The 12,081-nt window shown below is 60.8% G+C and carries 12 protein-coding genes and 1 pseudogene; 8 read left to right on the top strand and 5 right to left on the bottom strand.

The window, feature by feature from the left end:
- Nucleotides 1-8: 8 nt before the first annotated feature.
- Together ASC96_RS24430 and ASC96_RS24425 are read left to right on the top strand one after the other, a co-directional pair.
- On the top strand, nt 9-566 hold the full coding sequence (locus tag ASC96_RS24430) for a GNAT family N-acetyltransferase (RefSeq protein WP_082512273.1): 558 nt from the start codon (nt 9-11) through the stop codon (nt 564-566).
- 88 nt (nt 567-654) lie between these two features.
- Entirely contained in the window at nt 655-1,038 is a 384-nt protein-coding gene (locus tag ASC96_RS24425) for a VOC family protein (RefSeq protein ID WP_060505689.1), read from the top strand.
- Nucleotides 1,039-1,100: 62 nt separating this feature from the next.
- Here ASC96_RS24425 and carA read toward each other — a convergent pair whose 3' ends face one another.
- Nucleotides 1,101-2,306, bottom strand: a complete 1,206-nt coding sequence (gene carA / locus ASC96_RS24420; RefSeq protein ID WP_060505688.1) for a glutamine-hydrolyzing carbamoyl-phosphate synthase small subunit — start codon at nt 2,304-2,306, stop codon at nt 1,101-1,103.
- A 285-nt stretch (nt 2,307-2,591) separates the two neighbouring features.
- Here carA and ASC96_RS24415 point away from each other — a divergent pair, with 285 nt between their 5' ends.
- Complete coding sequence (locus ASC96_RS24415; RefSeq protein WP_060505687.1) at nt 2,592-3,047, top strand: GatB/YqeY domain-containing protein; 456 nt, start codon at nt 2,592-2,594, stop codon at nt 3,045-3,047.
- Here ASC96_RS24415 and ASC96_RS24410 read toward each other — a convergent pair.
- From ASC96_RS24410 to ASC96_RS32250, 3 genes are all read right to left on the bottom strand, one after another.
- On the bottom strand, nt 3,022-3,918 hold the full coding sequence (locus tag ASC96_RS24410) for a hypothetical protein (protein ID WP_060505686.1): 897 nt from the start codon (nt 3,916-3,918) through the stop codon (nt 3,022-3,024). The two genes, ASC96_RS24415 and ASC96_RS24410, sit on opposite strands and share 26 nt — an antisense overlap.
- A gap of 123 nt (nt 3,919-4,041) precedes the next feature.
- Entirely contained in the window at nt 4,042-4,374 is a 333-nt protein-coding gene (locus ASC96_RS24405) for a BrnA antitoxin family protein (protein ID WP_060505685.1), read from the bottom strand.
- The gene (locus tag ASC96_RS32250; RefSeq protein ID WP_082512252.1) at nt 4,337-4,630 is read right to left on the bottom strand and encodes a BrnT family toxin; all 294 of its coding nucleotides are present in this window, start codon (nt 4,628-4,630) and stop codon (nt 4,337-4,339) included. Before ASC96_RS32250 ends, ASC96_RS24405 begins: the two co-directional genes overlap by 38 nt.
- A gap of 186 nt (nt 4,631-4,816) precedes the next feature.
- On the opposite strand from ASC96_RS32250, the gene dnaG reads away from it, so the two are divergent.
- The 3 genes from dnaG (at nt 4,817) to recQ (ending at nt 9,601) form a co-directional block, all read left to right on the top strand.
- Nucleotides 4,817-6,811 (top strand): DNA primase, encoded by a 1,995-nt coding sequence (gene dnaG, locus ASC96_RS24400; RefSeq protein WP_060505684.1) that lies wholly within the window; start codon nt 4,817-4,819, stop codon nt 6,809-6,811.
- Between the two features lie 126 nt (nt 6,812-6,937).
- The gene (locus ASC96_RS24395; RefSeq protein ID WP_060505683.1) at nt 6,938-7,573 is read left to right on the top strand and encodes a LysE family translocator; all 636 of its coding nucleotides are present in this window, start codon (nt 6,938-6,940) and stop codon (nt 7,571-7,573) included.
- A gap of 171 nt (nt 7,574-7,744) precedes the next feature.
- Nucleotides 7,745-9,601 carry a DNA helicase RecQ gene (recQ, locus tag ASC96_RS24390; RefSeq protein ID WP_060505682.1) on the top strand — a complete coding sequence of 619 codons (1,857 nt, stop codon included), beginning with the start codon at nt 7,745-7,747 and terminating at the stop codon, nt 9,599-9,601.
- Between the two features lie 142 nt (nt 9,602-9,743).
- Here recQ and ASC96_RS24385 read toward each other — a convergent pair whose 3' ends face one another.
- Nucleotides 9,744-10,514 carry an SDR family oxidoreductase gene (locus tag ASC96_RS24385; RefSeq protein WP_060505681.1) on the bottom strand — a complete coding sequence of 257 codons (771 nt, stop codon included), beginning with the start codon at nt 10,512-10,514 and terminating at the stop codon, nt 9,744-9,746.
- Nucleotides 10,515-10,783: 269 nt separating this feature from the next.
- On the opposite strand from ASC96_RS24385, the pseudogene ASC96_RS24380 reads away from it, so the two are divergent.
- Nucleotides 10,784-11,853 (top strand): annotated as a pseudogene (locus ASC96_RS24380) (PLP-dependent aspartate aminotransferase family protein); the annotation flags it as partial.
- Between the two features lies 1 nt (nt 11,854).
- The coding region (locus tag ASC96_RS34120; protein ID WP_244482306.1) for an aminotransferase class I/II-fold pyridoxal phosphate-dependent enzyme at nt 11,855-12,081 on the top strand (227 nt) is incomplete at both ends.

The following is a 12,081-nucleotide window of genomic DNA, read 5'->3' as shown; positions in this document are numbered from 1 at the left end:
GCCGCGGCATGCCGGAAGATGGCCTGAATCTTCAGCCGGAATTAAAAGGGGAGACGCTGCTACTGCGTCCTCTGACGGCCGATGACTTCGATGAACTCTACGCGGCCGGCAGCGATCCGGCCGTCTGGGCCGGGCATCCGGCGAAAGACCGTTACAAACCGGAGATCTTCCGCCAGTATTTCGACGCCCAGTTGACCAGCCGGAGCACGCTGGTCTTCATCGACCGGGCCACGGGTAAGCTGATCGGCTGCTCGCGCTATTATGTGGCACCCGATCAGCCGCAAGATATCTCGATCGGTTTCACCTTCCTCAGCAATGCCTATTGGGGCGGCGCCACCAATTTCGAGATCAAGCGCCTGATGCTCGACCATGCCTTCAAGAGTGTCGATGATGTTTGGTTCCACATCGACCCCACCAATATCCGTTCACAGAAAGCGACCGCCAAGCTCGGCGCCGTGCATGCCTATGATGCGGTGCTCGATATTTCCGGTTCACCCGTCAGCTGGATGTGCTACCGGCTGACCCGGGATGTATGGGCGAAGGTGAAGTCGGCACAGGGGCATTAAGCCGGAAGCTGCATTTCTTTCGTGTAATTTTGTTCTTTATTTGTTCTGGATTTTCGCTTAGCCTGCCGGTGATCAAAGGGAGGACGTGATGACGGCATATGCAACTGTTGGAACATTGGATCACGCAACGTCGGTGCGATTCTACGATGCGGCGCTAGCCACGATTGGCTGGAGCGCACATGCAAACTATCCCGGCTGGCGCGGCTACACCCTGGGCGGCAGCGGGGAGGGGTTTCTGCTCTGGGTTTGCGAACCGTTCAACCACGAACCGGCGACCCCCGGCAACGGCACGATGGTCGGCTTCATGGCGAAATCCCACGACGAGGTTGAGGCTTTTTACCACGCGGCACTCGCCAATGGTGGCAGCAGCGAGGGAGAGCCTGGGCCTCGTCCGCAATATGGCCCGGACTGGTACTCCGCCTATATGCGCGATCCGGCCGGCAACAAGCTTGCCATCGTCTTCAACGGCTGAATCGAAAAGCCCCGGTACTCCATTGAGAGACCGGGGCTTTTGGCATTTCAGGATGGTGGATATCAGCGTTCGGCCAGCGCCGGTTCGCCCTTCTTTTCGCGCACCAGATTGATGAAGCGGCGGAAGAGGTAGTGGCTGTCCTGCGGGCCGGGCGAAGCTTCCGGATGGTGCTGGACCGAGAAGACCGGCTTGCCGGTGACGCGCAGACCGCAATTGGTGCCGTCGAACAGCGAAACGTGAGTCTCTTCAACGCCTTCCGGCAAGGACTTCGAATCCACCGCGAAGCCGTGGTTCATCGAGACGATCTCGACCTTGCCGGTCGTGTGATCCTTGACCGGGTGGTTGGCGCCGTGATGGCCCTGGTGCATCTTCTCGGTCGTCGCGCCGAGTGCCAGGCCGAGCATCTGGTGGCCCAGGCAGATGCCGAACAGCGGGATGTCGCTCTTGATCAGCTCTTGGATCACCGGGACGGCGTATTCGCCGGTTGCTGCCGGGTCGCCCGGGCCGTTCGACAGGAAGATGCCGTCCGGCTTCTGTGCCAGCACGTCTTCGGCCGATGTCGTTGCCGGCATGACTGTGACCTTGCAGCCAAGGCCGGTGAACAGGCGCAGGATGTTGCGCTTCACACCATAGTCGAGTGCGACGACATGGTGCGTCGTGTCGGCGTCGGCCAGTTCGTCAAAACCCTCGTTCCACACCCAGGGCTTTTCGCTCCAGCGCGAGGTCTGGCCGGAGGAGGCGACCTTGGCGAGATCGAGACCTTCAAGCCCGCTCCAGGCCTTGGCTTCGGCCTTCAGCGTCTCGATGTCGAAAACGCCGTTCGGGTCATGGGCGATGACCGCGTTCGGCGCGCCGTTCTCGCGGATCCAGGCGGTCAGCGCGCGGGTGTCGATGCCGCACATGCCGATGATGCCGCGCGCCTTCAGCCAGGCGTCGAGATGCTTTGCCGCACGGTAGCTGGAAGGATCGGTGATGTCAGCCTTGAAGATGACCCCGACCGCGCCGTGGCGTGCTGCCGGCGTCAGGTCTTCGATGTCCTCGTCATTGGCGCCGATATTGCCGATATGCGGGAAGGTGAAGGTAACGATCTGACCGAGATAGGAGGGATCGGTCATGATCTCTTCGTAACCGGTCAGTGCGGTGTTGAAGACCACCTCGGCCTGTACCTTGCCGGTGGCGCCGATGCCTTTGCCTTCGATGACGGTGCCATCGGCCAGAACGAGCAGGGCGGTTGGTTTTGCGGTGGTCCAGGGGGCTGTCGCGGTCATTGTCTTCATCCCGTTCAGGCGGCGCGTCTCGGACGCTCCCCAAAGGAGCGCCGTCCGGCCTTTGTGGTTTGCAGGCGGGCAGATGCGGGCGATGGGCGCGCGCTGTCAGGCCTGGTCACGATGTTGGTGCAGGTGACGGTCAATAACTGCAGTGTCCGGCAAGGTCAATCTTGAAGACAGCGGGATCTGGCTTTTCCTGCAGCTTTTACTACGGAAACTCGCATTTCGTTTGCTCCGGCTCGTCCGGCTGGTTTATGAAACGCCATCAAACAGGAGAAGATAAAGATGCGCGATCAACTCGCTGCCGCCCTCAAGGATGCGATGAAATCAAAGGACGCACCGCGGCTGTCCACCATTCGCCTCATCCAGGCCGAGATCAAGACCCGCGATATCGCCAATCGCAGCGCTGGCAAAGGCGACGCCAGCGACGACGAAATCCTGCAGATCATGGCCAAGATGGTCAAGCAGCGTGAGGAATCGGCAAAGATCTACGAAGACAATGCCCGCCCGGAACTGGCCGCCAAGGAACGCGCCGAGATCGTTGTCGTTCAGGATTTCATGCCCAAGCAATTGAGCGAGGCCGAGATACGCTCGAATATCGCCGCTGCGATCACCGAAGCGGGCGCCGGCGGGATCAAGGACATGGGCAAGGTCATGGCGGTGCTGAAAGAGCGTTATGCCGGCCAGATGGATTTCGCCAAGGCGTCGTCCGTTCTCAAGGAACTGCTGACAGCTGGCTGACGGCGGGGTTGTCTGCCGTTTCTTCCGGCGCGGCCTGCGCATGAAAGGCCGCGTCGATAATCGCGAATTTTTCCGCCTGATAGGTCCGGTATTCGCGGATAAACCCTTGCGAAAGCCAGAGCATGTTCTTGCCGGCACCGCTATCATGGCCAAGGCTGCCCATCTCTGCCGCCTTGTCCATCAGCCGCTTCAGGTGGGTTTTCGAGATCCGGTAGCGCTGGCAGATTTCGGCCGATGAGATTGGCCCGATCCGGATGCGGGGCGCGTCCGGATCGAAATCCCTGATCAGGGCAATCAGGCAATCCATCACCACACCGCCGGAATTGGCCCAGGTAAACAGATTGAACGTCTCGCCGGGGTTGCGCACCGCGTGGTTTTCCAGAATTCCCTGCGCGATGGCGGGCTGTAGACTTGCAAACAGCGCCGGTTTTTCTGCCAGCGCCACAGCCCTTTTGCCACCGTCCAGCATGTCGAGAATGGCCAAATGCGTGTAGAGCCATTTGACGACGGATTCTATCGCGACATCGGTGGGCTCCAGCGGCCGCATACGATGATCAGGCGGATTGTCGGCAGGACGCGCGAAGCGATAGGCGAGCATTTCCTTGACGAAGGCGCCAGCGGTGTTGCGGCTGGCAATACCGTATTGCACGGCGTTCGCAACAAAACGCCCGGCATAAAGGCCCTTGTCCGGATCAGCGCGGCGGTAATGCAGCGACAGGCCCAGCTGCGCCATCAGCCAGCGCTGCTGCGAGGCAAAGATCGAGCTCAACCGCGGATTTTCCGCAAACTGCGCCGTCATCTGCCGCGCATTTTCCTGCATGGCGGCAAAAAAGACGCTGTTGGACACGAGATCGCTTGCGACAAAGGGCATCGGGCGGTTTCCGGAGGGATGCCAACAATTCATTGCCTGTTCTGCATCCGGCATCAATGGCCTATTCTGGGCAGGTCTGCCCAGATGCAAGGTTTCCTGGAGAGGCCGGGTGGCGGTCGGGGGCTATCCGTTCTTGCGGTTCTTCTGCTCCGTCATGAAATGCCTGAGCACCGCATTCATCCGCGTCTGATAGCCTTTTCCGCTTTTCTTGAAGAAGTCGATGACATCCTCGTCGAGCCGGATCGAAACGGCTTTCTTCGGGGTCGGGTAGACGATCGTCGCCTTCGACCAGTCAACATCCACGAATTCCGCCCAGTCGGGGTCGTCCCGCATGGCCGTCATGATATCCTCGTCGGTCAGGGCTGCAACGCGCGCCCAGTCGGTGCGGTCTTCGCCCTTGGCAATTTTTTCGCGGATTTCATCCAGCGAATATCTGACGATATTGTCTTCGCTCATGTTTGTGTGCCGAACGGGCTGAAATGATCCTGCAGGCCTCTTTCCGCATCGTATAGACTATTGCGATCAAGGTTCCCGACGAAGGGCAAATCGCCAGTGTGCGGACTTCTCCGTTCTTGTCGGTTTGGCTTTCGACATGTGGCTCGTTCAATGCGGCCGCTGCAATCAGAAAGTCGATACCGTGTTTGCGAATGTTAATAAGGCGCTTGTTTTCGTCCCATTCAAAAGATGGGAATTTGTTATCTGCGTGCTGCATTTCCGAACTCTCAACAATGACATGTCGCCTTGCCTACATATGTTTCCTTTCGGATAATGAATTTGCATATATAATTGTATATACGTATTCGAATTCCGTCAACCTGTGAATTGCGGGTATCATGCGTCCCCTCTTGTGGCGCGGGCGGCGATTGCCGCCTATATGGAAGCCAGCCCAGAGGTATCCATGCGATTTTCCAACACCTTCCTTGACGAGATCCGCGACCGCGTTCCCATTTCGGATGTGATCGGCAGGCGTGTCACGTGGGATCGCAAGAAAACCAATGCCTCGCGCGGCGACTATTGGGCCTGCTGCCCGTTCCATGGCGAGAAGTCGCCGAGCTTTCACTGCGAGGACCGCAAGGGCCGCTATCACTGCTTCGGCTGCGGCGTGTCGGGCGATCATTTCCGCTTCCTCACGGATCTTGACGGTATGGCCTTTCCGGAAGCCGTGCAGCAGATTGCCGATCTCGCCGGTGTCGCCATGCCGCAGCCGGATGTCGAGGCGGAAAAGCGCGACCGCCAGCGCATCGGCCTGCAGGAAGTCATGGAAGTGGCGACGCAGTTTTTTGAAGCCCAGCTGCAGACCGCAAACGGCGCCAAGGCGCGTGCCTATCTGCGCGACCGCGGGCTGACCGGCCGCACCATCGAAACGTTCCGGCTCGGCTATGCGCCGGAAAGCCGCAATGCGCTGAAGGAGTTTCTGGCCGGGAAGGGCATACCGAAGGACCAGATCGAGGCCTGTGGCCTGGTCGTCCATCGTCCCGACATTCCCGTCTCCTATGACCGGTTCCGCGATCGCATCATGTTCCCGATCCTCTCATCGCGCGAAAAGGTCATCGCCTTCGGCGGCCGCGCCATGTCGCCGGATGCGCCGGCCAAATATCTCAATTCGAACGAGACCGAGCTGTTCCATAAGGGCAACGTTCTCTACAATTTCGCTCGCGCGCGCCGCGCCATGTCCGGTGCCGACGGCGCAGGCACGATCATCGCCGTCGAAGGCTATATGGATGTCATCGCGCTGCATCAGGCCGGCATCGAGAATGCAGTCGCGCCGCTCGGCACGGCACTCACTGAAAACCAGATGACGCTGCTCTGGAAACTGACGCAGCAGCCGGTACTCTGCTTTGATGGCGACGGTGCCGGTATCCGTGCCGCAAATCGCGCCGTCGATCTGGCGCTGCCGCACCTGAAGCCCGGCTTCTCCGTGCGCTTCGCCATGCTGCCGGATGGCAAGGACCCGGACGATCTCGTCCGCAACGAAGGACGCGCGCCGTTCGACAAGGTCATGGCGTCAGCGCGTTCGCTGTCGGAAATGGTCTGGTTGCGCGAAGCCCAGGCCGGTGGCTTCGATACGCCGGAGAGCCGGGCCCAGCTGGAAGCGACGTTGAAACAGGTGGTTTCTGTCATTGCCGATGAAAATGTCCGCCGTCACTACGGCCAGGATATCCGCGATCGGCTCAACCAGTTCTTTCAGGGCGCCTCCCGTCAACAGAACGGCCAGCGCGGTTTTGACCGCAACCCGCGCCAGGGCGGCGGACGCGGCCAGGGGCAGGGGCGCGGTGGCCAGCAGGGCGCGCGCATGTCGGAGCGCACCGGCATTTCCGACCGGCTGGCGCGTTCGTCGCTGGTGAGCGGCCATCAGGCGCTGCCGCCCTTGCGCGAAAGCGTGCTGGCGCTGACCATCGTCAATCATCCGCAACTGCTGTTTGAAGAGTATGACGAGATTTCCGCGATCGAATACGACAATCGCGATCTGCAGCGCTTCTGGTCCTCGGTGCTCAATGCCGCCGCCGCCAAAGGTCCGCGCCTGACGCGCGAAGTCCTCGTCGAGCAGCTGGAGGCCGAAGGGTTCGATGCGCTTCTGAAAGCGCTTGACCAGCAGATCCGCTTCGCCCGCCTGTGGACTGCCACCACGGCCGCAGCGCCGGAGGATGCCCGCGAAGGTTACCTGCAGGCGCTTGCTCTCCATCAGCGCACCAAGGCTTTGCTCTGGCAGCGCCGCGAGCTGGAAAGCGAACTGGCCTACGCAACGGAAGAAGGTGATGACGACACCGTCAGCCAGATCCTGCGCAATCTGCAGGAAGTGCAGCTCGAAGTGACGCGGCTGGAAAACCAGGAAGCGATCGTCGACGGGTTTGGCGTGTTGTCGGGGCGCGTCAAGGGACCGGCGGGCAAGTAGGGCACGCTCTTTTGGTGACGAAACCGGTTCAGTGAGCCTCTTGCCACCTTGCAAGGCAATTGCAAGACTGCCCTTTCGATTGCGCCGCCGGCGATGCCGCTGCGCAGGTCCGGAGGAGGGGCAACCATGACCGAAATCACCTTGCTGGCTTTTGCATTCGTCTCGTTCATCGGTATCGCCACGCCCGGTCCAACCGTGCTTCTGGCGCTGACAAATGGTTCGCGCTTTGGTGTGCGCCGCGCGCTGATCGGCATGCTCGGTGCTGTCCTGTCCGATTTTGTCCTGATCGGTGCCGTGGCGCTCGGTCTCGGTGCGCTGCTGGCGGCGTCCGAATTCTGGTTTTCGGTGGTCAAATGGATCGGTGCGGGTTATCTCGCCTTTCTCGGCATCATGCTCCTGCGCTCGAAAGGCACACTCAATGAGACGCTGCACGGCGCGGCGCAGGCCGGTTCGGGATCGCCGCGCGCGATCTTTCTGAAAAGCTTTCTGGTCGCGGTCACCAATCCCAAGGGTTACCTGTTCTTCTCGGCCTTCCTGCCGCAGTTCATCGTGCCGTCCGAGCCGCAGTTCACCCAGTATGCGGTGCTTGCCCTGATCTTTGCTACCGTCGATTTCCTCGTCATGTTCGGCTACGCAGCCCTTGGTTCGCAGGCCGTCAAGGTTTTGAAAACGTCCGGCGCGCTCTGGCTCGACCGCGTCTGCGGAGGTGTTCTGTTGGCGCTCGCCGGGTCGCTGGCATTTTACCGGCGTGCGAGCGTCTGACGGCGCGTCCTTCGGCCGAGCGGACGAATGGACCGCTTAGCTGTTGCCAGCGGGATCCGGTTGTTGCGGCAATCCCAAACGGTCCGGTCAACCGCCTTCAATGAGAACTCGGCCCTCGCGCCCACAACCGTTCCTGTGCCATAGTCCGCTTTCTCCCACGAAAGCGATTCCATGCCGCAGACCCAGAACCGTATTGATCCCACCTTTGACACTGACGGTGCCAGAAATCCGCTGTCGGTGCTGAAAACGGTCTACGGCTATCCGGCTTTTCGGGGCAAGCAGGCTTCTGTGGTTGAGCGGGTCGTGTCGGGCGGTGATGCCGTCGTTCTGTTTCCGACGGGCGCGGGGAAATCGCTGTGCTTTCAGATTCCTGCCCTTTGCCGCGATGGCGTCGGCATCGTCGTTTCGCCACTGATTGCGCTGATGCGGGATCAGGTGGAGGCGTTGAAGCAATTGGGGGTCAGGGCAGCGGCGCTCAATTCCTCGCTCTCGCGCGAAGAATTCGTCGATGTCCGCCGGGCAATCTCCAATGGCGATCTCGATCTTCTCTATGTAACGCCTGAGCGCATCGTCACGCCGGGCTTCAAGGATTTGATCGGCAATGCGACGATTTCGCTGTTTGCCATCGACGAGGCGCATTGCGTCTCGCAATGGGGCCATGATTTTCGTCCTGAATACCGCGAGCTTGGCCAACTGGGCGATCTCTATCCCGGCGTGCCGCGCATGGCGCTGACGGCGACCGCCGATCCGCATACCCGCGAAGACATCATCGACAGGCTGGGCCTGCAGTCTGCCGAGGTTTTTACCACCTCGTTCGACCGGCCGAACATCGCCTATGAAATTGTCGAGCGCGATCAGCCGCGCCAGCAATTGTTGCGTTTCCTGTCGCGCCACAAGGGATCGAGCGGCATCGTCTATTGCCTGTCGCGCGCCAAGGTCGAGGAAACAGCCGAGTGGCTGAACGGGCAGGGCATTTACGCGCTGGCCTATCACGCCGGCATGGACCGCGCGGTGCGCGATACCAATCAGGATGCCTTCCTCAAGGAGGAGGAATTATGCCTGGTGGCGACCGTCGCCTTCGGCATGGGCATCGACAAGCCGAACGTGCGCTATGTCGCCCATCTCGATCTGCCGGGCTCGGTCGAGGCCTACTACCAGGAAACCGGCCGCGCCGGGCGCGACGGCCTGCCGTCGGATGTCTGGATGGCTTATGGCATGGCCGATGTCATCCAGCGCGGCCGGATGATTGATGGCGGAACATCGGGCGACGATGTCAAGCGCGTCGAGCGCGCCAAGCTGAATGCGCTGCTGGCCATCTGCGAGACACCCGGCTGCCGGCGTCAATCGATCCTCGCCCATTTCGGCGAGGCGCATGGCGGCGGGTGTGGCAATTGCGATACCTGCATCAACCCGGTCGAAACCTGGGATGGAACAGACGCCGCGATCAAGGCGCTGGCGGCGATCTACCGCACCGGCGAACGCTTTGGCACTGGTCACCTGATCGATGTGCTGCTCGGCACCGAGAATGAAAAGACCGAGCGCTTCGGCCATAGCAAGATGCCGGTTTTCGGGGCGGGCAAGGATATCCCGTCGAAAACCTGGCAATCGGTCTATCGCCAGCTTTTGGCCGCCGGCCTGATCAGCGTCGATCACGAGGCTTTTGGGGCGCTCAAGCTGCAGCCGGAAGCACGCGCCGTCTTCAAGCGTGAGCGCGAGGTCCGCTTCCGCAAGGATCGGCCGGTCAGCGGCAAGGGTAAAAACGCCCGGCAATCGGCGTCATCCAGCGCCAAATCGGCCTTGTCGGGTTCGGATGCGGAACTGTTCGAAGCCCTGCGCCGGGCACGTTCCGGCATTGCCAAGGAACTGGGTGTTCCGCCTTACGTTGTTTTCCCGGATACGACCCTGATCGCTTTCGCCACCGCCCGCCCGCACAATCACGACGCCCTTCTCGGCATCTCCGGCGTCGGCCAGTCGAAGCTGGAGCGATACGGCGACGCGTTCCTGGATGTTATTCGCGGGTTCGATTGACGGGCTGGCTCCCTCGTCTCCCCACCGGGGAGAAGGTGTCCGAAGGGCGGGTGGGGGGCGGTGAATTCTGAAATCGCGGCCCCTCATCGCTTCGCTCGCATTGCTCGGCATTTCTCCCCGCCGGGGAGAAGAGTGAGAGCCGCTACATCCTGACCGTCATGCCGCCATCGACCGTCAGCACATGGCCGTTGACAAAGGATGCGGCGTCGCTGGCGAGGAACAGGGCGGCACCGGCGATCTCGTCGGGCCGGCCCCAGCGCTGCGCCGGGATGCGCTGGCGAACGAACGGCATCAGGTCTTCGTCAGCGGCCATCGCTGCGTTGGTCTCGGTGGCAAACCAGCCGGGTGCGATGGCGTTGCTGGTGATACCGGAGGGGCCGAATTCGACCGCCATCGAGCGCATCAGGCCGGTCAACCCCTGTTTGGCAAGGGGATAGATCCCGTCGCCCGGCATCGCCACATAGCCGTTGATCGAGGTGATTGCGATCAACCGCCCGTACTCGTTCCGCTTCATGATTGCCGCCGCATCGCGCGATAGCGTGGTTGCGGCAATGAGGTCCGTCTGGATCAAGGTGAGAATGGCATCGTCGTCGAACTCGGCCAAAGGCCTGCGGTCGCGGGCGCCGACATTGTTGACGAGAATATCGAGCCGTCCATGGCGTCGTTCAATACTGGCAAGCGCGTCTCGTTGCGCGGTACGGTCCGCGACGTCAAAAGCCATCGCCTCGGCGCTGCAACCTGAGGCCCTGATCGAGTTGACCGCGCCTTCAAGCGTCGCAGCCGTGCGGCCATTGATGACGACATGTGCTCCGGCGTCTGCCAGCGCCCGGGCAATCTCCAGTCCCAGCCCGCGCCCGCCACCGGTGACAAGCGCTACACGGCTCTTGAGCGAAAATCTGTCGAATCTAGTCATGGCTTCCTCATCGCATTAAAAGCGTTGTCTATCGACATCAAAATAGTGGACTCAGTCAATTAATTTTTGCAGTTTTCCGTTTTTTGGTGCAGAAGCTCAAGGGCTGGGGTGGATAGCCTGTTTGAAACAGTCAAGTCGCAATCAGGCAAGACCCGGAACGATCCTGTCGTGCAAACGCCGCCCGCTGGCGCCGTCTTTCGCTGTCATATCAAACGGAATATGATAGGAATTCATCGCAAACCGATCTCAGATCCTGGAAAGCGGCCTTCATGACGTCAGCCTTCATCACTCACCTTTCCTCCGAACTCGAAGGGCTGAAATCCGCCGGGCTTTACAAGTCGGAGCGGGTGATCGTGTCCAAGCAGGCTGGCGAGATCGAGGTTGCGTCCGGTGCGAAGGTTTTGAACTTTTGCGCCAACAATTATCTCGGGCTTGCCGACAATGCCGAGCTGATTGCGGCGGGCAAGCAGGCGCTCGACCGTTACGGCTACGGCATGGCCTCGGTCCGTTTCATCTGCGGCACCCAGGAAGAGCACAAGCAGCTTGAGGCGCGGATTTCGTCGTTTCTCGGACTGGAGGACACGATCCTCTATTCCTCCTGCTTCGATGCCAATGGCGGTCTGTTCGAGACGCTGCTCGGCGAAGAGGACGCGATCATTTCCGATGCGCTCAACCATGCCTCGATCATCGACGGCGTGCGGCTCTCCAAGGCCAAACGCTTCCGCTATGCCAACAACGATATGGCGGCGCTCGAAGAAGAGCTGAAGAAAGCCGAAGGCGCGCGTTTCAAGCTGATCGCCACCGACGGCGTCTTTTCGATGGATGGCATCATCGCCAATCTGCAAGGGGTCTGCGATCTCGCCGACAAGTATGGCGCCATGGTGATGGTCGATGACAGCCATGCCGTCGGTTTCGCCAATCTGCAAGGGGTCTGCGATCTCGCCGACAAGTATGGCGCCATGGTGATGGTCGATGACAGCCATGCCGTCGGTTTCGTCGGCAAGCATGGCCGCGGTTCGGCCGAATATTGCGGCGTCGAGGGAAGGGTGGATATCATCACCGGCACGCTCGGCAAGGCGCTTGGCGGCGCCTCAGGTGGCTATACGTCGGCAAGACGTGAAGTGGTCGAGTGGCTGCGCCAGCGCTCGCGGCCCTATCTATTCTCCAACACGCTGGCGCCGGTGATTGCGGCTGCCTCGCTGAAAGTGTTCGACCTGATCGACAATGGCGASGCGCTGCGSTCGCGGCTTGAAGCCAATGCGACGCTGTTCCGCAGCGAAATGGGCAAGCTGGGCTTCACGCTCGCCGGTGAGGGTCATCCAATCATCCCGGTGATGCTNTCGCGGCTTGAAGCCAATGCGACGCTGTTCCGCAGCGAAATGGGCAAGCTGGGCTTCACGCTCGCCGGTGAGGGTCATCCAATCATCCCGGTGATGCTCGGCGATGCGTCGCTGGCACAGGCTTTTGCTGCCAAGATGCTGGAAAAGGGCGTCTATGTCGTCGGCTTTTCCTTCCCCGTCGTGCCGAAAGGCCAGGCCCGCATCCGCACCCAGATGTCGGCGGCGCA

This window comes from Rhizobium sp. Root1204 (genome assembly GCF_001424965.1).
Lineage (GTDB): Bacteria > Pseudomonadota > Alphaproteobacteria > Rhizobiales > Rhizobiaceae > Pararhizobium.
Note: the sequence above shows the minus strand (reverse complement) of the source record. Positions and strands in the feature narration are given on the sequence as shown.